General features: G+C 38.5%; 20 protein-coding genes. 12 read left to right on the top strand and 8 right to left on the bottom strand.

What is annotated here, in order from left to right; genetic code table 11:
* Positions 1–205: 205 nt before the first annotated feature.
* The 7 genes from prpB (at position 206) to VH441_RS02640 (ending at position 11,961) form a co-directional block, all read left to right on the top strand.
* Positions 206–1,096: a methylisocitrate lyase gene (prpB, locus tag VH441_RS02670; RefSeq protein WP_434353944.1), complete on the top strand. Its 891-nt coding sequence runs from the start codon at positions 206–208 to the stop codon at positions 1,094–1,096.
* Positions 1,097–1,231: 135 nt separating this feature from the next.
* Complete coding sequence (gene prpC, locus VH441_RS02665) at positions 1,232–2,392, top strand: bifunctional 2-methylcitrate synthase/citrate synthase (RefSeq protein ID WP_434353943.1); 1,161 nt, start codon at positions 1,232–1,234, stop codon at positions 2,390–2,392.
* A gap of 618 nt (positions 2,393–3,010) precedes the next feature.
* Positions 3,011–4,456, top strand: coding sequence for a bifunctional 2-methylcitrate dehydratase/aconitate hydratase (locus VH441_RS02660; RefSeq protein WP_434353942.1), 1,446 nt, complete (start codon positions 3,011–3,013; stop codon positions 4,454–4,456).
* Positions 4,457–4,860: 404 nt separating this feature from the next.
* Positions 4,861–7,494 (top strand): Fe/S-dependent 2-methylisocitrate dehydratase AcnD, encoded by a 2,634-nt coding sequence (acnD, locus tag VH441_RS02655; protein WP_434354345.1) that lies wholly within the window; start codon positions 4,861–4,863, stop codon positions 7,492–7,494.
* A 422-nt stretch (positions 7,495–7,916) separates the two neighbouring features.
* Complete coding sequence (locus VH441_RS02650) at positions 7,917–9,992, top strand: ATP-dependent nuclease (protein WP_434353941.1); 2,076 nt, start codon at positions 7,917–7,919, stop codon at positions 9,990–9,992.
* Between the two features lie 2 nt (positions 9,993–9,994).
* Positions 9,995–11,752: a UvrD-helicase domain-containing protein gene (locus VH441_RS02645; RefSeq protein ID WP_434353940.1), complete on the top strand. Its 1,758-nt coding sequence runs from the start codon at positions 9,995–9,997 to the stop codon at positions 11,750–11,752.
* Between the two features lie 35 nt (positions 11,753–11,787).
* Complete coding sequence (locus VH441_RS02640; protein ID WP_434353939.1) at positions 11,788–11,961, top strand: hypothetical protein; 174 nt, start codon at positions 11,788–11,790, stop codon at positions 11,959–11,961.
* Positions 11,962–12,329: 368 nt separating this feature from the next.
* On the opposite strand, the gene VH441_RS02635 is transcribed toward VH441_RS02640, so the two are convergent.
* The 3 genes from VH441_RS02635 to VH441_RS02625 form a co-directional block, all read right to left on the bottom strand.
* Positions 12,330–12,626: an antibiotic biosynthesis monooxygenase family protein gene (locus VH441_RS02635; protein ID WP_434353938.1), complete on the bottom strand. Its 297-nt coding sequence runs from the start codon at positions 12,624–12,626 to the stop codon at positions 12,330–12,332.
* Positions 12,627–12,846: 220 nt separating this feature from the next.
* On the bottom strand, positions 12,847–13,497 hold the full coding sequence (locus VH441_RS02630) for a helix-turn-helix domain-containing protein (RefSeq protein WP_434353937.1): 651 nt from the start codon (positions 13,495–13,497) through the stop codon (positions 12,847–12,849).
* A gap of 106 nt (positions 13,498–13,603) precedes the next feature.
* Positions 13,604–14,023 carry a carboxymuconolactone decarboxylase family protein gene (locus tag VH441_RS02625; protein ID WP_434353936.1) on the bottom strand — a complete coding sequence of 140 codons (420 nt, stop codon included), beginning with the start codon at positions 14,021–14,023 and terminating at the stop codon, positions 13,604–13,606.
* A 548-nt stretch (positions 14,024–14,571) separates the two neighbouring features.
* Here VH441_RS02625 and VH441_RS02620 point away from each other — a divergent pair.
* The 4 genes from VH441_RS02620 to prpF all read left to right on the top strand — a co-directional run bounded on the left by VH441_RS02620 (position 14,572) and on the right by prpF (position 18,106).
* Entirely contained in the window at positions 14,572–14,847 is a 276-nt protein-coding gene (locus tag VH441_RS02620; protein ID WP_434353935.1) for a hypothetical protein, read from the top strand.
* A gap of 125 nt (positions 14,848–14,972) precedes the next feature.
* Entirely contained in the window at positions 14,973–15,644 is a 672-nt protein-coding gene (locus tag VH441_RS02615; RefSeq protein ID WP_434353934.1) for a LysE family translocator, read from the top strand.
* 4 nt (positions 15,645–15,648) lie between these two features.
* Positions 15,649–16,848, top strand: coding sequence for a serine hydrolase domain-containing protein (locus VH441_RS02610; RefSeq protein WP_434353933.1), 1,200 nt, complete (start codon positions 15,649–15,651; stop codon positions 16,846–16,848).
* Positions 16,849–16,912: 64 nt separating this feature from the next.
* Positions 16,913–18,106, top strand: coding sequence for a 2-methylaconitate cis-trans isomerase PrpF (gene prpF / locus VH441_RS02605; protein WP_434353932.1), 1,194 nt, complete (start codon positions 16,913–16,915; stop codon positions 18,104–18,106).
* Positions 18,107–18,214: 108 nt separating this feature from the next.
* Here the strand turns inward: prpF and bfr (VH441_RS02600) are convergent, their stop codons facing one another.
* Positions 18,215–18,679, bottom strand: a complete 465-nt coding sequence (gene bfr / locus VH441_RS02600; protein ID WP_434353931.1) for a bacterioferritin — start codon at positions 18,677–18,679, stop codon at positions 18,215–18,217.
* A 26-nt stretch (positions 18,680–18,705) separates the two neighbouring features.
* Complete coding sequence (gene bfr, locus VH441_RS02595) at positions 18,706–19,182, bottom strand: bacterioferritin (protein ID WP_434353930.1); 477 nt, start codon at positions 19,180–19,182, stop codon at positions 18,706–18,708.
* Between the two features lie 314 nt (positions 19,183–19,496).
* Between bfr (VH441_RS02595) and VH441_RS02590 the strand changes: the two genes are divergently transcribed.
* On the top strand, positions 19,497–20,384 hold the full coding sequence (locus tag VH441_RS02590; protein WP_434354344.1) for a LysR substrate-binding domain-containing protein: 888 nt from the start codon (positions 19,497–19,499) through the stop codon (positions 20,382–20,384).
* 21 nt (positions 20,385–20,405) lie between these two features.
* On the opposite strand, the gene mnmG is transcribed toward VH441_RS02590, so the two are convergent.
* From mnmG to recD, 3 genes are all read right to left on the bottom strand, one after another.
* On the bottom strand, positions 20,406–22,298 hold the full coding sequence (mnmG, locus tag VH441_RS02585; protein WP_434353929.1) for a tRNA uridine-5-carboxymethylaminomethyl(34) synthesis enzyme MnmG: 1,893 nt from the start codon (positions 22,296–22,298) through the stop codon (positions 20,406–20,408).
* A 145-nt stretch (positions 22,299–22,443) separates the two neighbouring features.
* Entirely contained in the window at positions 22,444–22,950 is a 507-nt protein-coding gene (locus tag VH441_RS02580; protein ID WP_434353928.1) for a hypothetical protein, read from the bottom strand.
* 66 nt (positions 22,951–23,016) lie between these two features.
* On the bottom strand, positions 23,017–25,170 hold the full coding sequence (recD, locus tag VH441_RS02575) for an exodeoxyribonuclease V subunit alpha (RefSeq protein WP_434353927.1): 2,154 nt from the start codon (positions 25,168–25,170) through the stop codon (positions 23,017–23,019).
* Positions 25,171–25,241: the final 71 nt, after the last annotated feature.

Below are 25,241 nucleotides of genomic sequence, written 5' to 3'. Positions count from 1 at the left end.
TATTAGAATTATGAATTTTTAAATTTTATTTTCAAATAGGTTAATCTATATTTTACTAATTATTAACCTTAGATTAACTATAGCGTATGCCTTTTGACTAGTATAGTAATGAAATTTTTATAGATTATGACTATAATCAAAACAGGACATATAAAGTCATTAATCATTTTATTGCATTAATGGTAAGACATAATAAGGAGATAAAATGTCAAATTCTGCAGGTCTTCGCTTTCGTCAAGCAATTGAACAACAAAAATCAAATAATCAGCCGCTTCAAATCGTTGGAACTATTAATGCCTACACTGCCATGATGGCAACACAAGTTGGTCACAAAGCATTGTATCTTTCTGGTGCTGGTGTTGCAAATGCGTCTTATGGTTTGCCTGACCTTGGCATGACCAGCCTTGATAATGTATTAGAAGATGCCAGCCGTATCACCAATGCGGTAGACACTCCCCTACTCGTTGATATAGACACTGGTTGGGGTGGTGCATTTAACATTGCTCAAACCATTAAAAAAATGGAAAAAGCCGGTGTTGCTGCCGTGCATATTGAAGATCAGGTAGCGCAAAAACGTTGTGGACATCGCCCAAATAAAGAAATTGTCAGCACTGTAGAAATGGTTGACCGCCTAAAGGCAGCCCTCGATGCAAAAGTAGATTCTAATTTTGTTGTTATGGCACGTACCGATGCGCTATCAGTAGAAGGCTTAGATGCTGCCGTTGAACGTGCTGTTGCGTTTCAAGAAGCAGGTGCTGACATGATTTTTGCTGAAGCGTTGACAGATATTGAGATGTATCACAAGTTTACAGATGTGCTGGATATCCCTGTATTGGCAAACATGACAGAGTTTGGTCAAACCGACCTTTACACCACTGAGCAACTTTATAGCGTTGGTGTAGAAATGGTGTTATATCCATTATCGGCATTTAGGGCAATGAACAAAGCGGCTTTAAATGTTTATCAACACTTATTAAAAGATGGTACCCAAGCAGCGACGGTTGATAGCATGCAAACTCGTATGGAGCTATATGATTTCTTAAACTATCATGAGTTTGAACAAACCTTAGACAAACTATTTGCAGATAAAAAATAGTTTTAACGGCAGTTTTGATTATCGTTTTTAATTATCTAAAGTTAATGTTTTAATTTTGTTATATAGCAATTAAAAACTGTAACCTAATAAGCGATAGCAGTTTAACCAGTAACAATTTAATAAAAGGATTTAAGTATGTCTACAGAAACTGAAAAGAAACCCGCATTTAAACCAAAAAAATCAGTTGCCTTATCAGGTGTGGCAGCAGGTAATACAGCACTTTGTACCGTTGGGAAATCTGGTAATGATTTAAGCTACCGTGGTTATGACATTTTAGACCTAGCAAAGGAATGTGAGTTTGAAGAAGTGGCTCATTTGCTTATTCACGGTCACTTGCCAAATCAACATGAACTAACAGCATATAAAGCTAAGTTACAGACCATGCGTAACTTGCCTGTTAATGTATTGGCAGTATTAGAGAGCCTACCTGCCAATGCTCATCCAATGGATGTAATGCGTACAGGTGTATCGGCAATGGGATGTACCTTGCCTGAGCGTGAAAGTCACCCAACTTCTGAGGCTCGTGATATTGCCGATAAACTGATAGCCAGCCTAGGTAGTATGCTGCTTTATTGGTATCATTTTAGCCACAATGGTAAAGCTATTGAATTAGACAGTGAAGAGGATAGCGTTGGTGGTCATTTCCTACATCTACTTCATGGTGAACGTCCAAGCGAATCACATGTGAAAGCGATGCACATCTCGCTTATTCTTTATGCAGAGCATGAGTTCAATGCGTCAACCTTTACTTCTCGTGTGATTACAGGTACGGGCTCGGATATGTATTCAGCGATTTCTGGTTCTATTGGCGCGTTAAAAGGACCTAAACACGGTGGTGCTAACGAAGTGGCATACGACATCCAGTCACGCTATCGCAATGCCGATGAGGCCGAAGCGGACATTTTAGCGCGTTTGGCTAAAAAGGAAATTGTGATTGGTTTTGGTCATCCAGTTTATACCATCTCTGACCCACGAAATGTAGTGATTAAAGAAGTGGCTCGTGATTTATCAAAAGAGTCTGGCGATATGAAGCTGTTTGACATTGCAGAACGTTTAGAAAGCGTGATGTGGGATAACAAAAAGATGTTCCCAAATCTTGATTGGTTCTCAGCGGTTAGTTATCAAAAACTTGGTGTGCCGACAGCCATGTTTACCCCATTGTTTGTTATCTCTCGTACCACAGGTTGGGCAGCTCATGTATTAGAACAGCGTGCTGATGGTAAAATCATTCGCCCAAGTGCTAACTATACGGGTCCTGACGACCAAGCTTTTGTACCTATGAGTGACCGCAAATAATACTTATGTTTTTCCTTACTGTACTGTGGGATGAATCGAGAAAATTTATTGAGTCGCAGGCACAACATAAATTTTTAAACGTTAAAAAGTTTTTAAGGTCAACTGATTGACCTTACCTTCTTGCCGAGACGGGCGGTTTCCTCCTTCCCCGCTCGTTTTGGCTCTTTTTTTGATGATAACACTGCTACTGATATAAGAATATCTATACAGAATTATCACAATTTAGATATTATAAATATTAATTAAGGTGCTTAAGTTATATATATTAAGGGATTTTAATTATATAAAGTTATATAACTTTATATAAAGACAGTGGCAAAAGCCACAGACAAGATGCCCATTAGCCACGCCTAACATGATGGCGACTGTAAAAGTCAAATTGTGTTTTATTTGGATGTAGCCATGAGGGATACTGGCACTCTTATGATGATGAGAGTCTCAGGCAATGACACTTCGTTTGATAGATTTACTGACAAGTAACCAATCGAACATTTGTCAATCAACGGTCGAAAGACTGTTTTCCTCGCAGTTTGACTGCATTCATAAAACCATTGAGCAGAGATGTATTGTTACCAAAATGGACTGCATTATTTGCTTGACCTGTTAGGAGTTGTAACCATGTCTATTGGCATTAAAACCACGGAAAGACCAGAGTTTGACGATGTTTTACAAAAGATAACGGACTATGTTCATGATTATCAAATCAGCAGTGAAGAGGCGTATACCACGGCTCGATATTGTGTGATGGATAGTTTGGGCTGTGCGATGCAGGCGTTGGACTACCCTGCTTGTGTGAAGATGTTAGGTCCTGTAGTGCCTGAAGCAAGTATGGCTGGCGGTGCACGTGTACCGGGTACGTCTTATGAGCTTGACCCTGTGATGGCGGCATTTAATATTGGAGCCTTGATTCGTTGGTTAGACTTTAATGATACTTGGCTGGCAGCTGAATGGGGACACCCCTCAGATAATTTAGGCGGTATTTTGGCAGTTGCCGACTATGTTAGCCGTAGAAATATCGCCAAAGGCAAAGCACCACTGACCATGAAGGAAGTATTGACAGCCTCCATCATGGCTCATGAGATTCAAGGTGTGATTGCGTTAGAAAATAGCTTTAACCAAGTGGGTCTTGACCATGTGCTACTGGTACGAATTGCGTCAACCGCAGTGGTCAGTAAGCTACTGGGGCTAAGCCGTGAAGAAACCATCAATGCGGTGTCGAATGCGTGGATTGATGGTGGTGCGTTACGTACCTATCGCCATGCACCCAATACTGGCTCTCGTAAGAGTTGGGCGGCAGGTGATGCTACCAGTCGTGCGGTACGTTTGGCATTGATTGCTCAAACCGGTGAGATGGGCTATCCATCTGCATTAACCGCAAAAAACTGGGGCTACTATGATGTGTTGTTTGGCGGTAAGCCATTTGAGTTTACCCGAGATTATGGCAGTTATGTGATGGAAAATGTGTTGTTTAAGATTTCCTTCCCTGCCGAGTTTCATGCGCAGACAGCCGTTGAGTGTGCCATGGCATTGCACAATGAGGTGAAAGACCGTTTGGACGACATTGAGCGGATTGAGCTGGAAACCCAAGAGGCTGGCTACCGCATCATTGATAAGTCTGGACCTTTAGCCAACCCTGCTGACCGTGACCATTGCTTGCAATATATGGTAGCAGTACCGCTTATTTTTGGTCGCTTAACTGCTGCCGACTATGAAGATAGCGTGGCGAGTGACCCTCGTATTGACCAGTTGCGTGACATGATGAGCGTGGCAGAGAACAAGACCTTTACCAAAGAGTACTTTGACCCTGATAAACGTGCGATTGGCAATAGTGTGCAGGTGTTCTTTAAAGATGGGACAAGCACCGAAAAAGTAACTGTGGATTACCCAATTGGTCATCGTCGTCGCCGTGAGGAAGGTATCCCAGTACTAAAAGATAAGTTTGAATACAGTATCCGTGGCAAGTTGTCGGAGAAAGTATCCCAGCAGTTGCTCGATTTGTGCAACGACCATGATACATTCTCAGCAACGCCTGTGAATGAGTTTATGAGCTTGTGGGTTCGATAAAAATCCAATCGCTGCAATAACCACTCTGTCACTTTAAAATTGGAAACCCTGTGTTTAGACACGGGGTTTTTATGGTTTTGGAGAAATCCACCCCCGTTAAATAAAAGTCATCAGATAAAAACCATAATTGAGGAACTAAATAGAAACTAAAAAACAAATACACGTCAGTGCCTTGTATTTTTAATATCTTCTTAGAAAAGAACATTAAATACTTTGATGCTTTTGGAGGCGTATTGATTTTAGTTTCATTGAGGCTAGGTTTAAGCTTAGATTAAAGATGATTAACTGAACTATCATTGCCAGCACATCACCAGTGCCAGCACACAATTTATTAAATTTGTAACCCATATCAAGGAAGTTTTATGACCCAGATATTTAAAACCACCCAAACCCTACCTGTCGAAATGAATGCTGACTATATTACCGCATTGCCCAATACCGATGTGCATTACTTTGATACCAAAAAAGCGGTTGAAGAAATTGAAGCGGGTAGCTATGACAAACTGCCATTTTCATCAAAAGTATTGGCAGAAAATTTAGTGCGTCGTTGCCCACCTGAAGATTTAAAAACCGCCTTAGAACAGCATATTTTCCGTAAGCAAGACGTTGATTTTCCGTGGTTTCCTGCCCGTGTGGTCTGTCATGATATCTTGGGGCAAACAGCTTTTGTTGATTTGGCAGGCTTGCGTGATGCCATTGCTTTGGCAGGTGGTGACCCCTCAAAAGTAAACCCAATTGTGCCGACTCAGTGTATCGTTGACCATTCACTAGCGGTAGAACATCCAGGCTATGAAGAAAATGCCTTTGAAAATAACCGTGCCGTAGAAGACCGCCGAAACGATGACCGCTTTCACTTTATTAATTGGTGTCAAGAAGCCTTTGATAATGTGAATGTCGTGCCACCGGGTAACGGTATCATGCACCAGATTAATCTTGAGAAGATGTCACCAGTTGTACAGGTGTGTGCCGATACCGCTGGGCATAAAATCGCCTTTCCTGATACGCTAGTAGGCACGGACAGTCATACGCCGATGGTTGATGCCTTGGGGGTGATTTCGGTGGGTGTCGGCGGTTTGGAAGCCGAAAGCGTCATGCTGGGCAATCCATCATATATGCGTCTGCCAGACATCGTTGGTCTTGAGATTACTGGCGAATTACAGGCAGGCATTACTGGCACCGATTTGGTATTAGCGATTACCGAGTTTTTGCGTGAAGAAGGCGTGGTTTCGGCTTATGTGGAATGCTTTGGCGAAGGCGTAAAAACCCTATCCGTTGGTGACCGTGCTTCTATCTCTAATATGACCCCAGAGTATGGAGCAACGGCGGTGATGTTCTATATTGACGAACAGACCATCGACTATTTACGTTTGACTGGGCGTAGTGACGACCAAGTTAAATTGGTGGAGCAATATGCCAAAGAAGTCGGTTTGTGGGCAGATGGCATGAAAGCGGTCGAGTATGAGCGAGTGTTAACCTTTGACTTATCCAGTGTCACTCGTAATATTGCAGGTCCTAGCCGTCCGCATGCTCGTGTTGGTACGGCAGACTTGGTCAAAAAAGGCATTGCACACGCTGAGGGAGAAGCCATACCTCAAGCACCTGCCAATCCAGAAGACGGTACCATGCCAGATGGTGCGGTGATTATCGCTGCCATTACCAGCTGTACTAATACCTCAAACCCACGCAATATCATTTCTGCCGGCTTAATGGCTCGCAATGCCAACGCCAAAGGTCTGGTACGCCAACCTTGGGTGAAATCGTCGCTTGCCCCAGGTTCTAAAACGGTAAAAATGTATCTTGAAGAAGCAGGACTGTTGCCAGAACTACAGAAACTTGGCTTTGATGTGGTGGCATTTGCCTGTACAACCTGTAACGGTATGTCGGGTGCGTTGCGACCAGAGATTCAACAAGAAATCATCGACCGTGACTTATATACAGCTGCTGTTTTATCAGGCAACCGTAACTTTGACGGTCGTATTCACCCGTATGCCAAGCAGGCGTTTCTTGCCTCACCGCCATTGGTGATTGCCTATGCAATTACTGGTAATATCAAATTTGACATCGAAAAAGACCCATTAGGGCAAGACCAAGATGGCAATGATGTGTACCTAAAAGACATCTGGCCAGATGATGCTGAAATTGATGCCATTGTTAAATCTGCGGTTAAACCAGAGCAATTCAATGCCGTTTACATCCCGATGTTCGATGAAGCGAAAAAAGACCTTGCCAAGGCAGAACCTCTATATAACTGGCGTGAAATGAGTACTTATATCCGCCGTCCGCCGTATTGGGAAGGGGCAATGGCAGCCAAAAATCAGCTAAAAGGCATGCGACCGCTAGCCGTACTGGGTGATAACATCACTACCGACCACTTGTCGCCATCCAATGCGATTTTAAAAGAAAGTGCTGCTGGTGCCTACCTTGATAAAATGGGCTTGCCAGAAGTTGATTATAATTCGTATGCCACCCACCGTGGTGACCACTTAACCGCCCAACGTGCCACCTTTGCCAACCCTAAATTGCTTAATGAAATGGTGCGTGATGAGCAAGGCAACGTCGTGCAAGGCTCGCTGGCTCGTGTTGAACCAGAAGGCAACGTGATGCGTATGTGGGAAGCCATCGAAACCTATATGGAGCGTAAACAACCGCTTATCATCATCGCTGGTGATGGCTATGGTCAAGGCTCTAGCCGTGACTGGGCAGCAAAAGGTGTGCGTCTGGCTGGTGTAGAAGCCATCGTGGCAGAAGATTTTGAGCGTATTCACCGTACCAACCTTGTGGGCATGGGTGCGTTGCCATTACAATTTGCAGCCGGCACAAACCGCAATAGCTTAAATTTAGACGGTACCGAAGTTTATGACGTGGAAGGTGAGGTATCACCAAGAGGTGAAATGACTTTGGTTATCCATCGTCAAGACGGTACAGTGGATAAAGCAAAGGTTATTTGTCGCCTTGATACGGCTGATGAAGTGCTGATGTATAATGCTGGTGGTATGTTGCAACGCTTTGCAAAAGAGTTTATTGAGAAGTCGGCTTGATAAAATACTTTGTTGAGTGTGTTTAAATTTATGATTATATAGTAATAGTATGAAAGGCAAATGCTTAATGGTGTTTGTCTTTTTTTATGTTATATTGGATGGATTAAATGAGGTGGAAACTTGATATCTGCTTCAATGTCGCATTCACCGATAACAAGTTGGCTTTCAAGCCTAGCCGTCTTCCTGCTAGCGCGATAAGTCGTCCAGTCTTAGCCCGCTAAGCCCTCTGTACATAAAATACATTTCAACTACTATCAGGGCTAAGAAACACGCGGTGTTTAGTTTGCCAAAATTACATCATGCTATGCTAAAGTAGATATGATAAGGTGTTTTAATACACTATATAAAATAGAACTCAGTGATTAATTAACTTTTGTATTGCTATTAAAGTAAATACTTTTTGACGTGAAATTAAGATTGCTATGTATTTATCAAAAATAAAAATCAGTAACTATCGAAACTTCAAAGACCAAGAAATCATTTTTAATGATGGCATGAATGTAATTATCGGTCATAACAATGCTGGTAAAACTAACCTGATTCAAGCTTTATCATTAGTAATTGATACGACTAAATCAAAACGACTAAGTATCGATGATTTTCACAAGAACATCTCACTAGACGAATTAAAAAGCAGCCCACCGAAAATTACTATTTCAGTTACGATTGCAAAAGGTGAAGAAGAAACCCCTGATGATTTAGTTACAATAGCTAACTGGCTTACTAAACTTGAGAACTCATATGAAGCTTTACTGACATATGAATTTTTTCTTCCTGAAAAAAAACATAATTCATATATTGAGGCATTATCTGTATTTACAGAAAGCAATGATGAACCTGCTGAAGATAAATTAAAAACTATTGATAAAGCTTGGAAAGTTATTAAACAGGACTTTCTGAGGTTTTATGTTTATAAAATATGGGGCGGAGACGTTTCAAACCAAGCAACTGCTGACTCTGAATCATTACAAAAATTTGATTTTCAATTTTTAGATGCTATAAGAGATGTTGAAAGAGATATGCTATCAGGTCAAAACACTCTTTTAAGAGAAGTTTTTGACTTCTTTATGGATTATGAAATAAAAAAAGATGGTAGCAAAACATTTGAACAAAAAGCTGAAGAAATTAAAAACAAAAAAGAACAGTTCACCCAAAAAGCTGATGTTTTAATTGAAGACCTAACAAAAAGAATTAAAGAAGGTAAAAAAGAAATTCTTTCTTATGCAACTAAAACGGGTGCTTCGTTTAATAAAGCAAAACCAAGCTTTACCGGAAGCATTGCTGAAAGTGAAATGTACTCAGTATTAAAGCTTATAGTTGAGTATGAGTCAGGTATAACAATTCCTGCAACGCATAATGGGCTTGGATACAATAACTTAATTTTTATGTCTCTTTTACTAGCCAAAATGCAAGTGAATGCGAATATTAAATATTTAGATAACAATGCCAAAGTATTTAACACCCTTGCTATCGAAGAGCCCGAAGCCCACCTTCACCCTGCAATGCAGTATAAATTTCTAAAGTTTTTAAATGAAAATAAAAGTGATAAAAAAGTTCGACAAGTTTTTGTAACCACTCATTCAACTCACATTACTTCGGCTCTATCACTAGACCAAATAATTTGTCTGCATAATGATAATGGTCAAACCCAAGTTGGCTATCCTAAAAAAGTATTTCCAGAAACTAAAAATAAAAAATATGTTCAACGTTTTTTAGATGCTACAAAGTCAGACATGTTATTTGCACAGAAAGTATTATTCGTTGAAGGTATTGCTGAACAACTACTCATGTCTGTTTTAGGAAAGTATATAGACAAATCTTTAGAAGATAATCACGTTGCAGTTATCAATGTTGGCGGTCGTTATTTTGAACATTTCTTATATTTATTTGATAGTACAAAAGAACATACTATTCATAAAAAGATAGTATGCATAACAGATAGAGACCCTACGAGAAAAGAAAAACCTAATGGTAAGTTCAAAAAGTGTTACCCATACGAGTTTCAACAAGACTTAAATAAATATGAATACCAGAATAATCCTTTTTCTGATAAATACCCTAAAGATTCTCATCAGAATATCACTGTTTTCAGTTCTGACAGAAGTAATGGTAAAACTTTAGAGTATGAACTACTAATGTGTAACCCTTCTTGCCAATTATTTCTAACCGAATCAATGAGTAACAAAAACAACTTAGAAGAATTAATGACACTCTATGAAGATAATACTTCAACCGTAGAAGACTTATTAAATAAATTAGGTGATAGTGAGGAGAACACAAGAATCATAGAGTCTATTAATCAGAACTCAACGTTAAATGATGATGATAAGAAAAAATCTATAATAGCATCACGATATTTAAATTCTATTGGTAAAGGTGAAAATGCATTAGAACTATCTTATGTATTAGCTGAGAATTTCTCTAAAAAAGGAACAGATGAATTCATTAACATTTCTATTCCTCAATACATCAAAGATGCGATTGAGGAGCTTTGTTAAACATGGATATTAACTCAGATTATTACTTACCAGAGGTTAACAGCCACTTCAAGGTTTCTGCTGGACCTGGTGCAGGGAAAACCTATTGGTTGGTCAATCATATTAAAAATATTTTACATAACTCTGACTTATTATCAGTAAATAGAAAAGTTGCATGTATTACATACACCAATACTGCTGTAGAAACAATACTTAAAAGACTAGGCACATCTTCTACACAAGTTGAAGTATCTACCATTCATAGCTTTTTATACAAACACATTGTTAAACCTTACCTGCCATTTATCGCAGAACAATACAATGTAAATTTTGCTAAAGTAAACGGGCATGACGATATTAAAACGAGTTTTCGGAACATAATTAATTGGTTAGAAAATCACCCTAATAAGAACAAATTAAAGCATCCCTTTACATATAATCAACTTATCAAATTACCACAAAATAAAAGCGCCTTAATAAACTGGCTTGATTCGACTTCCTATAGTTTTAATAGTTCAACTAATGATACTGATATTATAGTCAACAACTCTAAAGCATTTGCAACGGTTGATTCTAAAAGACAATACTTGAATAAAACTTGTTTAAGACATTTGGAGGCTAATTTACTTGAATATAAACAAGAATACTGGAAACAAGGAAAAGTTTCTCATGATGACTTGCTGTTTTTTAGCTTTCATTTATTAAAGCAGTACCCTTTTTTATCTGATGTGTTATTAGCAAAGTTTCCATATTTAGTAATTGATGAGTTTCAAGATAGTAACCCTATTCAAGTAGAAATATTTAGAACACTTGCTTCAGCAGGTATTCACACAGGTGTAATAGGTGACCCTTGTCAGTCAATTTACGAGTTTCAAGGAGCCAGCTACACACAGTTTGAATCATTTACACTTCCCAACATAAAAGAATACACCCTGACTCAAAATAGAAGGAGTAGCAATGAAATTATTGAGCTACTAAATTCAATCCGAACAGATATTACACAAACACCTCACCGTAATGATTCAATTGAAAAACCAAAAATTTTAATTGGCGATATGTCTGTAGCTTTAAGAAAGTGTAAAACACATTTTCCAGATGAAGTTATCCATTCTTTATCAAGAAATAACATCACTTCAAATGCTATGAAAGCAGAAATAAGTAACTCAGGACTTGATAGTAAATTATTAGATAAACTTTCTTTAAAAGATTCTGGTGATAGAGGAAAGTTGATTTCATCCTGTATAAAAGCTATCGCCTTTGCACAAGAAAATAAATTTAAAGATGCGATAAAAGTATTTGAAGAACAGTTGAATTATAAAAATGACAAACTGGAAGGTAAGAAAAAAGCTCTAAAGTACATTTCTATTCTACTAGAAAAGTTCAATGAATATAAAGATTCATCACTTCTAGAGTTCGCAGAATTTATAAGAAATAATATTAATTCTGACCTTAAAAATTTTAGACCTGGAAAAATTAAAACTTTCTATGCAGACAACTCTTTTCAAAGTTTATTGCTTTGTGTGTCAATACCTGATGATTTGAGTTTGCATAAAACTATTCATAAATCAAAAGGAGATGAGTTCGATAACGTTTTATTAGTTTTAACTAAAGAGGAAGATATTGAGTTTTTATATAACCCTGACTTAAGTAACGAAGAACATAGAATAAATTACGTTGGTGTTAGTAGGGCTAGAAATCGCTTATTTATTTCTGTACCCACCTTAAGTCAGGATAAAGTCAGCGGTTTGAGCTCATTGTGTGATATCGAGGTTGTTAATTAATATAAACATTCCACACAATTAGTAAAATCGGTGAAGTGACAGAAAAAGACATCGGTAAAGTGCTCGGCTTGTTTAGCAAAGATGTGGTTGAAGACTTTTTAAAAGACCACAAAACGCAAACTGACTTGTTAGAGAAAAAAGAGCTTAAATTAGTCAGAAAGTCCTTTGCTAAAATAGCCAATGCCATGGTGGTGAAAAGATTACTTTAAGCAACTCACTTAGTTAATTTATCTTGTTAGGTGTATGGATTTGAGCGGTTATCACAAATACACTTCTATCGAAAACACATACTGAAAAGAATGTTTAGAACGAATTAAACACCATGATTTCTAGGATAATGAATACGTTGTACAAGAATATACATATCATTTTCTATTAATGGTCGGTTATGCTAATTACTGCATAACTAATTGATTTTAAAATTTAAAATATATAAGAGAAAACTATGTTAAATCTAGTTTATTTTATGTTTGATAATAATATTGAGTACATAAACCTTCAATGCTGAACGTAATGCATACTACAAATGTCAGGTATTGCGAAGCTCTCTTGAACAGTTTGTTATACGAGATAATCGCTATTTAGTTCTGTCTTCTATTTCATAAAATGCTTCAACCGAAACACGCTCAGCAATTTCACGCATTTTCTGCATTTTTTCTGGGTTACGATTTCCCCAAAATGATTGCCAATCTTCATGAGTGTGCCACTTAGCAACGGTTAGAACCTTTTCAGGCGTATCATAGGAGCGTAGCATAAAACTACCAAGCGCACCTTCAACCGAATGATGAATGGATTCTGTTGCCGAGCGCCAGACGTTTTGAAACTCATCCATTTTATCAACTGGCACACGCCATTCATAGATAACTCGAAACATAAAATTCTCCTAAAACACCTAAAATTAATTGCCTATGTACTCGGAATATAACGCTGACCGTAATAGCAAGAAAAATGGGCGTGACTTTTTGCACAACAGACTTAGCACTTTTGACTGTCCGACTGATTGTATTAGCTAAATTGATTAAATGGGTTGGGAAATGAGCTAAGTTTTATGAAGCTGGCTTCAAATCGCTTATCGTTGGAAGACAAATAAATCGCTATACTTGCCTTGGTGTAATACAGGCAATCGTGCGGAATTCACGTGTCATATGAGCTTGGTCACTGAATCCAAATTGTTGAGCAACATCTGCCAAATTTGCATTTCTATGCAGTCGTAAAAAATAAATAGTTTTTTTAATCCTTAAAATCCGCTGATAATGTTTGGGTGTCATCCCTAGCCAGAGCTTAAAAATACGCTCTATTTGCCGTTGGCTCAATTCAACATTTGTACTGAGCTGCCCCGGTGCTTCACCTTGCTCAATACATTCAAGTGCTTTTTCCAGAGAATCTGGAATTACTTTGGTAAAATCCAGATTTTTATCTGCCCACAGGTGCAAAGTTTCAATTCTCTTTTCGTTATCCTTTTGCATCCGGAGTTCATTATAAATCTGGTAGAGGTTATATAGTTGGTCTTGCTCGGGCAATAATAATGTTGGTTTATCGTAGTGCTGTCCCAAGATGCCATAGCCAAAGGCTGGATAGAAGCGAATACCTGACATTTGTGCTCCGGATGCCAGAACAATATTCTCTGCCTTCCGACTTATCGGAAGCATGATGACACCTTCTGGCAGCGTTTCATTGCCAATCACAACATCCCCAACGAGATTAAAAATAATGCCACTACCAGCATCAGAATACAGTGGCTTCATTATCGGCTCTGGTTGAGGTACAGAGGCTGACCATATTCCCTGTACAAACGCAGACAACTGCCCCAATGGCTGAGACAGTTGAAAGTCGAATGTCTGTTTAAATGATTTATTGTGGTTTATAGCCACCTACCTCTGGTGTAAAAGTTTTGGCAATTCGATTCCAGCTGTTGATAGCACTAATTGCAATGGTCAAATCCACTACCGCTTGTTCACCTAGTGCTTTTACCACTTTATGATAGCTTTCATCATCTACTGGCTTACCTAAGGTCAAATGCTCTGCCCAGTCCAGTGCTACCAGTTCTGTCTCTGAGTATAGAGGCATGTCACGCCATGCACTTAAGCCAATGATACGCTCCTGAGTTTCACCCTGACTCAACGCATCTTTGCTGTGCATATCAATGCAGAAAGCACATTGATTCATCTGAGAAACTCTCAATTTAACCAATTCCCAAATTGGGATTGTTATTGTTTCTGACAAACTAAATTGCTCATGCAAATAGTTTTCCTGATTTATCAAAATTTGCATTGCCTTGGATGCTAGTTCGAAATAGTTTGCTCGTAAAGCCATATCATATCTCCTTAAAAATTGTTAGAGTTATGATAGCCTTTGATTCAATATAGGTATTGAATATTTTCGACATCTATTCAATTCAATTGTTAGCATGGGCTAGTTTAGGAGATTTAACAAATTATTATGCGGCTAAGCTAACTATCTAACTATGAAGTGCTTTTGAAACAAAATACCCTAAACTCAACTAAAAAAAGAGAGTTGATATTGGGCTATCTTTAAAAGATTTTATCATTGCCATATATTTTTTGATAGACCAAAAAATATCAAAACATCGTAAAAACAACCAAACTCATAAAAAGCGACTATCAGACAGATCTTATAGATAACAAGGTCGTGTAGACAAATGAATCGCTAAAATTCATTACTGCATTAGTCTCTTACCGTTACTGAATTCACAAGCGGTTAGTTTTATGCAATAGAATAAAAATACTTGTAAAAAATAGAGCTAAAAGTTGGTAAGCTATTATGAGTATCAAGAAACACATAGCAAATGATAGGAAAAAATGATGACCAAACTAGCAGAAAAAGAACACTTATTAAATCAATGTGAAGCAGATTTATTAAGAATACAAGCCATTCGTGACGAGCTACGAGTCATAGAGGCGAATCGAAAAGCACTAGAGGTTTACTATACGCAAGAATACGCTGCTGACTATGATAATCTACAAGATACAAATCAACACTTTAGAGTGCTAGACCAAGACAGTATCTGGAATGTATTGGATGACCAATATAGAGAAAAAATTGGTTTAGTTAAAGACATCGTTAGAAGTATCTAAGCCTCTTAAGCTTTATGCAAAAATTTGCTTGGGTAATTGTCTCAATTGGTGTATCTTGGCAGTTATATGTTGCTTAAAAATAGTAAAAAATACATTAAAAATTAAAGCTTAACAAGGATGCTGTTATGGATTTACACCAATATCTAATATTTGTATCAATCGCCTTTTTTTATATTATCAGCCCTGGTCCTGCCGTATTTTTGGCAATTAATTATGGTGCGGTGCATGGTCTTAAAAAAACGGCTACCCTACTATTAGGTAACTCATCTGGTTTGGCAATATTAGCAACTATCTCTGCATTTGGTTTGGGCTCATTAATTGTTAAGTCATTTATTTTGCTAAATATTGTTAAGGTTTTGGGTGCAATGGTACTGTTTTATCTTGGTTGTAAAATGCTGTTATCTGTGTTTAACGGCAATAAACATCAAGCTAACAAGCCAAAGGCAGTTAAAGAGCAAGATGAATTAATGGATGACAGCTATTTATCATTTTATAAAAAGGGCTTAATGCTAGCGCTCACCAATCCAAAAGCCATTATCTTTTTTACCGCTATCTTCCCACAATTTATGACCGCTGGGCAAAGCGTGCAAAGCAACCTTTTAACCATGTTGTTTTTAGGGGCAACTTTTGCAGTTATGTCATTTTTTTGCATGAATACCTACAACGTGCTGGGTCAAAAAGTGTTAGCAAGATTTTTAAACGACACAGGTATCAAGGTGCTTAACTTTTTTTCTGGCATTGTGTTTGTTGCCATGTCTGGCTCATTGGCGTTAGCAGACTTAGGTAATAAAAAGTAGCGATATGAAAAAGTTGATTAAATTGTTATTTGCGATTATTGCTTTGTTGGTTGTGGTAGCGTTATTTAACCTAAATACAATTAAACGAGTCTATAAAGCCATCCATTTTTTTGATGAAGATGTCATTATCGATAATTTTAGAAATGCCGATGCAAATTATCCGGTTAATCGTTTAACCCCTGCATCGCAACCTTATGTTATTGAACAAGCCGATACCAGCTTTACCCTACCCGCGCACTTTAATTTTAAAAATGAACAGATAAATACCCAAGCGTTTTTAGAGCAAAATCGCCTAGAAGGCATAATGATAATTAAAGACGATAAAGTGGTATTAGAAGAATATAAACTCGGCTTTACACCAGATGACACCCACATTGGATGGAGCCTATCTAAATCGGTTGTTTCTGCCCTTTTAGGGATTGCCTATCATGATGGGTTATTTGAACTTGATGCGCCAATCACTCAATACCTACCCCAGTTTAAAGGCACAGGATACGATAATGTAAAAATTAAAAATCTTTTACAAATGAGTTCTGGCGTGGGCTTTAATGAAGACTATGGAGACTTTCACTCCGATATTAATCGTTTTGGTAGAACCTTTGCTTTTGGTAAATCGTTTGAAGATTTTGCATTAACCCTAAAAAATGAAAAGCCACAGGGTACCTACAATCAATACGTGAGTATTGATACCCAAGTTTTAGGCATGCTACTAACAAAAGTAACAGGTATGGGGCTAACAGAATATTATCAGCAAAAACTGTGGGAGCCTTTAGGCATGCAAGACCACGGTGAATGGATTATTGATGAAACAGGCATGGAAATGGCACTGGGTGGACTGAATATGACCATGCGTGATTATGCCAAAATTGGTTTGCTATACCTGCATCAAGGCAAATTAAATGGTCAACAACTGATACCATCTGAATGGGTTAAAATGTCTACAACACCGGATGCACCACACCTAATGCCAGGTAAACGAGATAACGCCACACGTGAGCAAGGTTATGGATTTCAATGGTGGATACCCGTGCATGATGATGGTGACTTTTTTGGTTCTGGCATTTATGATCAGTATATTTATGTTCAACCCCATAAAAATTTAGTTATTGTTACCTTATCAGCCAATCATCATTTTAAAACCCGTAAACGTGGTGGAGAAAGAAAACACGTTGCTTTATTTAAAGCAATTGCTGATACGCTATAATAACTTTGCGTATTAGTTAGGTATACGCTGTATACAACATTTAAATAAACGAAAGGAATCGATTATGACGAACTCATCTAACTTGCCACAAGTTGCAGTGAAAGCCACTTATATGCGTGGTGGTACATCAAAAGGCACATTTTTTAAGCTAGAGGACTTGCCAGAACCTTGCCAAACTGCGGGTGAAGCACGTGATAACCTTCTATTGCGTGTTATTGGCAGTCCAGACCCGTACGGCAAACAGATTGATGGGTTGGGCAATGGGAGTTCGAGTACTTCAAAGTCGGTTATTTTATCTAAATCAGATGTGCCTGAGCATGATGTTAATTACTTATTTGGACAAGTTAACATTGGCAAACCAATGATTGATTGGTCTGGTAATTGCGGTAACTTAACTGCTGCGGTGGGTGCTTGTGCTATTAATTTTGGTTATGTGGATGCCGATAAAGTCCCAGAAAATGGCATTTGTGAGGTGCGTATTTGGCAACAAAACATTAGCAAAACAATTATTGCCCATGTCCCCATTACCAATGGGCAAGTACAAGAAACAGGCAATTTTGAGTTGGATGGTGTTACCTTCCCCGCAGCTGAGGTTAAAATTGAGTTTATTGATCCGGTAGATGGCGAGATGTTCCCCACTGGTAATTTGGTAGATACTTTTAAAGTACCGGATATTGGCAGCTTTGAAGCCACATTTATCAATGCTGGTATCCCAACTATATTTATGAAAGCAGAAGATTTGGGCTTTACAGGCACTGAGCTACAACCTGATATTAATAGTGATGAAACCATATTAGCTAAGCTAGAAAAAATACGTGCTTATGGTGCTATTAAAATGGGTTTGATTAGCGATGTTGAGGAGGCAAAGACTCGTCAGCATACCCCTAAAATTGCATGGGTAAGCACTCCAAAAGACTATACAGCATCCAGTGGTAAGGCAGTTAAAGCCAGTGATATTGATTTAGTGGTGAGAGCCATGAGTATGGGGCAACTGCACCATGCCATGATGGGTACAGCGGCGGTGGCAATTGCTGCAGCCGCAACCACACAAGGCACATTGGTTAATCAGGCAGCTGGCGGGAGTGAAATTAGTGAAGTGACCTTTGGGCATCCTTCTGGTACGTTAAAGGTTGGTGGCAAGTCTGAACAAGTAGATGATGGCATTAAGGGTAAAAAGTGGCAAGCCAAAAAAGTGTCAATGAGCCGTTCAGCCCGCCGTATTATGGTAGGTGAAGTTTATGTACCACAAGTTTTTTAGGGGGTTGTTAGTTTATAAACCTAACTATACTATGTAATAGAATAAAAAAGGTGATAGTAATTTTTTACTATCACCTTTTATTTGCTGTTAATCTAGTTTTGTTAAGGTTTAAGCTTGCTGTTGGATATAGTTTTGGATACCCATATCATTAATTAAATCTTGCTGCGTTTCTAGCCAGTCTTCATATTCTTCATTGCCGTCTTTTAGCTCAACCAACAATTCACGAGATACGTAATCTTTATTGTCTTCGCAGATTTTAATTGCTTCAATAAGTAGCGCATGTTTTTGGCTTTCTAGACGTAAGTCGCATTCTAGGATTTCTGCAACATCTTCACCAATTAGTAACTTACCAAGCTCTTGTAGGTTTGGCAAACCTTCAAGCAACAAAACACGTTCAATGATTTTATCAGACCATTTCATCTCACGGATTGATTGTTTGTAAAAAACGTCGTTTAACTCTTCTACACCCCAATTTTTAACAATGCGTGCGTGCAAAAAATATTGGTTAATCGCAATAAGTGACTTACCTAATACAAGGTTTAAAGCCTTGATAACTTCTGGATGGCCTTTCATAGCTGTCTCCTTATATTTTTAAGAAATTAAGCCGCATCGCCTGTTTGGCTTTGTAAATAGTTTTGTAGACCAATCATTTCAATGAGGCGTAATTGTTTTTCTAACCAATGAGCGTGATCTTCTTCGGTATCTTCAAGTTGTGTTACCAGCATGTCACGAGTAACGTAATCTTGCGCTTGCTCACAAATGGCAATGCCTTCTTTTAAATGTTCACGCACTGCATATTCTAAATCTAAGTCAGATTGCAGCATACTTTTAACATCCGTACCCACATTGATTGCACTTACGGTCATATTTGGGATACCACCTAGCAACATAATACGGCGGATAATTGCCTGAGCATGTTCAGTTTCATGCTGCATCTCGTGGTGCATGTGCTCATAAAGCTTGCCATATTCCCACTCTTGATACATTTCTGCATGAATAAAATATTGGTCACGTGCAGCCAGCTCACCACCTAATAAAAAGTTTAAATAGTCAATTACTTTTTGATCGCCTTTCATAATGTCACCTTTTGAATAATTTGAGATGTTAACGTTTGAGATGTTAAAGCTTAAAACTTAGCTATAATAAAATGTTAACAGAATGTAAAAAAAATAACATAACTTTTTAGAACCGCGAATGAAGTGCAAACCGATAACAAATATCATTCTTTTACTTTTTTATCAGCATGAGTGTTATATCTTATTTATATGAGCATATTCCTATATTGAATTATTAAATCTTAGTATATTACCTGTTATAATATAGGCTCTGTTTTTGAATGAAGGTTAAGAAGATGGCGATTAATGTGGTGATTAACCAGCGGCATTTGCAAATACAACTAAAACAACTCGAAACTGTATGGCATACCGTAGTCAATGGCTATAACTTAAGCCAAGCAGCTAAAGTATTACATACGAGTCAATCAAGTTTGTCTAAGCATATTGCAGCTTTAGAAAACCAACTAAAAACAGAAGTGTTTGTTAGGCAGGGCAAAAGATTAACGGGTTTAACCGAAATGGGCAAAGCTTTACTGCCCCATATTGAAACAATTTTTGCAGAAATTAGAACCATTGAAAACATCACGCTTGACCATATTAGCCCAGATGTTGGTACGCTAACGGTGGCTACAACTCACACGCAAGCTCGGTATGTTTTACCTACCATTGTAAAGCAGTTTCGTAGTTTATACCCCAATGTAAATTTGATTTTACAACAAGCAGACCCTGAAACTATTACTCAGTTGGTGATGCGTGGGCAAGCTGATATTGGCATTGCCACCGAATCATTGTTACAAAATCATTATTTACGTTGTACACGTTTTTATGATTGGATGCACCAAATTATTGTACCTAAAGAGCATGAGCTGGCAGAGCTAGATAAAATTGATTTACCAACCTTGGCAAGCTACCCCATTATTACTTACCATGGGGGTTTTACTGGGCGTGATACCATTGATGCAACTTTTAATCAGTCAGGGCTTGAGCCAGAGGTGGTGTTAGCGGCTTTAGATGCCGATGTTATTAGCACCTATGTAGATGCTGGTTTAGGCGTTGGTATTATTGCAGAAATGGCTTATGAACCTGGTCATTATCAAAATTTGACAACCATTGATATTGAAGATTTTGGACGATTTACCAGTTGGATAGCGGTAAGAGACGATGCTGAAACCCGTAGATTTGCCGATGAGTTTATAAAGCTATGCCAAGCTAAGTTCGCATAGCTATGATGAGACTTTATTAGACTAGTTTAATAGTTTTTTTGCCTTTTTTTGTTTTTTTATGGTCATGGCAAGTAATTGTATTGCAGCGGGTGTGACTCCGCTGATACGACTTGCCTGACCAAGTGTTGCTGGTTTTACTTGTTCAAGTTTTTGCACAATTTCGTTAGATAAACCAGAAACCACGCTAAAGTCAAAATCTAATGGCAGCTCTGTATTTTCTAGGCGTTTCATTTGTTCGATTTCATCTTGCTGACGGCTAATGTAACCGGCATACTTAACGGTGATTTCTATCTGCTCGCCAACTTGTTCATCAACACTTGAGTCACTGATGTGTTTAATATCATCAAAGGTAATATTTGGGCGTTTTAATAAGTCATAAGCGGTTGACTCTTTAGATAAAACCTCGCCGGTGTGCGCAACAAACTTTTTGCCAAGCTCATTTTGTGGGGTTGCCCACATTTGTTGTAAACGTGCAGACTCAGTGGCAACGGCGTCCATTTTTTTGCAATACGCATCCCAGCGGCTATCATCAATTAAACCAAGCTCACGCCCTACTTCGGTTAGTCGTTGATCGGCATTATCTTCACGCAATAATAGGCGGTACTCTGCACGGCTTGTAAACATGCGGTAAGGCTCTTTTGTACCATTGGTAATTAAGTCATCAACCAATACGCCAAGATACGCTTGATCACGGCGTGGTGTCCATACATCATATTTGCCATTTTGTTGTGTAGAAAGTGCGGCATTTATACCAGCTAATAAGCCCTGTGCTCCTGCCTCCTCGTATCCCGTTGTACCATTGATTTGCCCTGCAAAATACAAACGGTCGATTGATTTTGTTTCTAACGTGGGTTTTAGGCTTTGAGGGTCAAAATAGTCATACTCAATGGCATAGCCTGGGCGCGTTATATGTGCGTTTTCTAACCCTTTCATACTATGTATGAAGTCTAGCTGTACATCAAACGGTAAACTGGTAGAAATACCATTAGGGTATAACTCATGTGTTGTTAGACCCTCTGGCTCAATAAAGATTTGGTGGCTGTCTTTATCGGCAAAACGGTGTATTTTATCTTCAATAGAAGGGCAATAGCGCGGTCCTACCCCTTCAATTTTGCCAGAAAACATGGGTGAGCGGTCTAAGTTTTGTCTAATAATATCGTGCGTTTTTTCATTTGTGTGGGTGATATAACAGTTAATTTGTTGTGGGTGCATGTCAGCATTACCCATATAACTCATAACGGGTAAAGGGGTGTCGCCAGGTTGTGGTGTCATGACACTAAAATCAACTGTTCGGGCATCAATACGGGCAGGTGTACCAGTTTTTAAACGCCCAACTGGCAGTTTCAGTTCACGCAGTCTGTCAGCAAGTTTGATAGATGGCTGATCCCCTGCTCGCCCTCCACTTGAGCTTTCAAGCCCAATATGGATGACACCGCCTAAAAAAGTACCAGATGTTAATACAACCGTTTGGGTGTTAAATATAATACCGGTTGATGTGACGACAGCAGTTGCTTTGCCATTTTCTACCAAAATATCATCTGCCGCTTGTTGAAAAATGTCTAAATTTGGTTGGTTTTCTAACACATGACGGATGGCCGCTTTGTACAAAATACGGTCTGCTTGCGCTCGTGTTGCTCTCACAGCTGCACCTTTACGGCTATTTAGCACCCTAAATTGGATACTGGCTTTGTCGGTTGCCAATGCCATTGCGCCGCCAAGTGCATCAATTTCTTTCACCAAGTGGGATTTACCTATGCCACCAATGGCAGGGTTGCAACTCATTTGTCCAAGGGTTTCTATATTATGCGTTAGTAATAGCGTTTGTGCGCCCATACGTGCAGATGCCAATGCGGCTTCTGTACCAGCATGACCACCACCAATAACAACTACGTCATAATGTTTTGGATATTGCATAGGTTTTAATACTCTTTAATTAATCATTTGGGGATATCATCATGTTTAAGCAAAACGACTGAGCTAGCAAACAAGCGATAACAAACCCTCTATTATAGCAAAAATTATGATACTTGATAAAAATCGTTGGGTTTGATTTTAGTTATTATGCGTTTTGGTTATTATCAGATGGGCTAAGAGGTACGATATGCTCTTTTTGTTGTGTTGATGTCATATGAACACTGCCGCCACCATCTGGATTGGTTTGTAAATAGGCTTCCATTAACTGGATTGCTTTGTCATCATTACTGCTAAGTATTTTTTGCTTAATTAAGTCAACAGGTGGCATTGGTAAGTTTTTTAATAGGGCGAGCCTTTTGGTGTTATCACCTTTATTAATTACCATGTCAATTAGCTGTTTGGCATCAATGGGTAGATCTGACGTTTGTTGTGCTAATAAAGCCAGATGATAGGCACCTGCTATATCTTGGTCTGTTAAAATACGTTGCTCTATTGCAATAAAAGTTGGCTCAGTAACTTGCTTTAAAACCGTTACTTGATGAATGCATTTTAGTGCCGAGCCTTTTTCATTAGTTGCAGTGGCGATAATATGATTAGAGGCGGTTTTAATTGCCGCTAACTTGTTTGTAGGGTTTGTTGTGTTAGTCGTCATATAAGATACAAATTTATTGAGTTTACTATCAGTTTAATGTGGCTACTAGGCGTAAATTCAAGTCGGTTATTCTGTCATGCCTAGCCCAGTTTGTCTTATTGTTGGTGTGGTTATGGCAACTTGTAAGGCTTGCTGATTGCTAAAAATACTCACTTTTTGCTTTGCACGAGTTACAGCTGTATAAATAAGCTCTTGACTTAACAGTCGCTCCCCTGCTTTATCTAGCATGATGGCAACATGATCAAACTCTGATCCCTGTGATTTATGAATGGTCATAGCATAAGCGGTTGATAGATCGGACTCATTTAACATATTAACCGGTACAAGTGCTGATTTATGCTCAAAATACAGCTTAAACTCATTACCCACTTTTAAACACAGCCCAATATCACCATTGTAAAGCGATTGATGATAGTTGTTTTTACTAATCATAATAGGACGGGCGTGATACCAACTGCTTGAGGATAAAGGCAGCCTAAGTTGGTTTTTATGTGTTGTTTCTAAGCGTGCATTAAGTTCATCATCACCCAAATAGCCTTGATGCCCTGCTGTTAAAATCCTAAATTTATTAAAGGTATTAAGTAGCGCCCCTGCTTTTTGCATCAGCTGCGCATCCGTTAAATGCTCGTTATTTATCTCATCCAATAAAATTTTGCTTTGCGCAAAATACTGGCTATATTGCTGTTCAATAAAAGTGATGTTTTTGCCAGTTAATTGACTATTATCTAAGGCGTAAAATGCTAAGCTGTCTTGGTTATCAAATAAATCTAATAACGCATTAAATTTGTTTGGCGACGCGTTTTCATTAATTTTTTTAGCCAGTTTCCCCACGCCAGATTCATCATTAAAACGTTTGCTTTCATGCAAGGTTTGATGGTTATCTTTTAATTTTGTTAATTGGCATAAATCTGCTAAAACAGAGCCTGCATCAACGGCTGCCAGTTGGTAGGCATCACCAAGCAAAATTAAACGCGCGCCAGATTTAACGGCATCTAATAAGTAACTGGCAAGCTCTACACCCAGCATAGATGCCTCATCGACAATAATAATATCTTCATTTAATGGATTATTGGCATGATACCTAGGTTTGCCCGTTACCCCAATGCCCAATAAGCGATGAATGGTTTTTGCATCTTTTAGCTGTATGTTTAAACCTGCTGCTGATATAGCCGATTGTAGTGACTCCTGCATACGTTGGGCTGCTTTACCCGTTGGTGCAGCAAGTGCTAAAGATAATGTTTGCTTGCTGGCGTCTTGCCTATTTTGTTTAATATGGGCTTGATGTAGTGCCATAACCAGTTGCGCAACCGTATATGTTTTGCCTGTACCAGGCCCGCCTGTGATGATACTAAAGGCATGTTGGTTTGCCGTGGCAATGGCCAGTTTTTGCCCATCATTTAATGTGGGTGATAAATAGTCATCAATTGATAGTTTTTGGGGCGTTTGGTGATTAATGCGTGCTATGTTTTTAATGATAGAACGCTCTGCAAACCAACTGCGATGCAGCCAAAATACAAGTTTGTTGTTGTTCTGATTAAGCTTGAAAACAATCGGTGCTTGATACGCCAATGACTGATTTTCAGTATGTTTGAATGCTTGGTTGGGTGAAAATAACGCATGACTTGCTAAAAAGTTAGCAAATTGTAGCAAGCTTAATTCTTTGATGATGCTTGCTAGTCGCTGTGCGAGTTGTTTACGTTCAATAAGCAATTTTTTATTGTTTTTATTAATGTTACTGGCCGCTAATAACAAGTCAGTTTGGCTATCAAAACAAAAGTTGATAAAGTCTTGTACACTGGTATCAGCGCTATCTTGCTTTTCATTCTTATTGGCAATTATGTCGTCAATCTTGTTTGCAGTGACAGCATCTGTATTTGGTAAAGCGACTATCCCTTGCCAAGGCTGTAATATTTTAATCAAAATCTGGTTTTGCCAGTGGCTACCTTGCAAGTTAATATCTTCTTCTACCTTTATGTATTCTGTTAACTCAATAATGGTATGCCCTGCTTCTAATTCTTGCCCTAAAGCAATTAATAATGCCTGAAACACGGTTTCATCATCTGCGCTATTTAACTCAGCTACAGTTGGGTTGCTTCCGTTTTGGTTATAGGCATGTTTGGTTTGCGCTCGCCTCTGCAAGATGTAATCACTAACCGATTGCGTCCAATTATTAAGCTGGCGTGTGTGTTGGCTTGTTAAGTTTTTTATAGTATTTTGCATGTTTATTGAGTGATTAATAAAATTTAATTTGTGATGTTAATTGATAAGACCATTTAAAAAATAAGGCACTG

Source organism: Psychrobacter sp. HD31, assembly GCF_051097895.1.
In the GTDB taxonomy this organism is placed as follows: Bacteria; Pseudomonadota; Gammaproteobacteria; order Pseudomonadales; family Moraxellaceae; genus Psychrobacter.
Note: the sequence above shows the minus strand (reverse complement) of the source record. Positions and strands in the feature narration are given on the sequence as shown.

Excerpts from the sequence above, each read along its gene's own strand:
- prpB (WP_434353944.1), top strand. The coding sequence starts at position 206 with ATGTCAAATTCTGCAGGTCTTCGCTTTCGTCAAGCAATTGAACAACAA.
- prpC (WP_434353943.1), top strand. The coding sequence starts at position 1,232 with ATGTCTACAGAAACTGAAAAGAAACCCGCATTTAAACCAAAAAAATCA.
- VH441_RS02660 (WP_434353942.1), top strand. The coding sequence starts at position 3,011 with ATGTCTATTGGCATTAAAACCACGGAAAGACCAGAGTTTGACGATGTT.
- acnD (WP_434354345.1), top strand. The coding sequence starts at position 4,861 with ATGAATGCTGACTATATTACCGCATTGCCCAATACCGATGTGCATTAC.
- VH441_RS02650 (WP_434353941.1), top strand. The coding sequence starts at position 7,917 with ATGTATTTATCAAAAATAAAAATCAGTAACTATCGAAACTTCAAAGAC.
- VH441_RS02645 (WP_434353940.1), top strand. The coding sequence starts at position 9,995 with ATGGATATTAACTCAGATTATTACTTACCAGAGGTTAACAGCCACTTC.
- VH441_RS02635 (WP_434353938.1), bottom strand. The coding sequence starts at position 12,626 with ATGTTTCGAGTTATCTATGAATGGCGTGTGCCAGTTGATAAAATGGAT.
- VH441_RS02630 (WP_434353937.1), bottom strand. The coding sequence starts at position 13,497 with ATGAAGCCACTGTATTCTGATGCTGGTAGTGGCATTATTTTTAATCTC.
- VH441_RS02625 (WP_434353936.1), bottom strand. The coding sequence starts at position 14,023 with ATGCAAATTTTGATAAATCAGGAAAACTATTTGCATGAGCAATTTAGT.
- VH441_RS02620 (WP_434353935.1), top strand. The coding sequence starts at position 14,572 with ATGATGACCAAACTAGCAGAAAAAGAACACTTATTAAATCAATGTGAA.
- VH441_RS02615 (WP_434353934.1), top strand. The coding sequence starts at position 14,973 with ATGGATTTACACCAATATCTAATATTTGTATCAATCGCCTTTTTTTAT.
- VH441_RS02610 (WP_434353933.1), top strand. The coding sequence starts at position 15,649 with ATGAAAAAGTTGATTAAATTGTTATTTGCGATTATTGCTTTGTTGGTT.
- prpF (WP_434353932.1), top strand. The coding sequence starts at position 16,913 with ATGACGAACTCATCTAACTTGCCACAAGTTGCAGTGAAAGCCACTTAT.
- bfr (WP_434353931.1), bottom strand. The coding sequence starts at position 18,679 with ATGAAAGGCCATCCAGAAGTTATCAAGGCTTTAAACCTTGTATTAGGT.
- bfr (WP_434353930.1), bottom strand. The coding sequence starts at position 19,182 with ATGAAAGGCGATCAAAAAGTAATTGACTATTTAAACTTTTTATTAGGT.
- mnmG (WP_434353929.1), bottom strand. The coding sequence starts at position 22,298 with ATGCAATATCCAAAACATTATGACGTAGTTGTTATTGGTGGTGGTCAT.
- VH441_RS02580 (WP_434353928.1), bottom strand. The coding sequence starts at position 22,950 with ATGACGACTAACACAACAAACCCTACAAACAAGTTAGCGGCAATTAAA.
- recD (WP_434353927.1), bottom strand. The coding sequence starts at position 25,170 with ATGCAAAATACTATAAAAAACTTAACAAGCCAACACACACGCCAGCTT.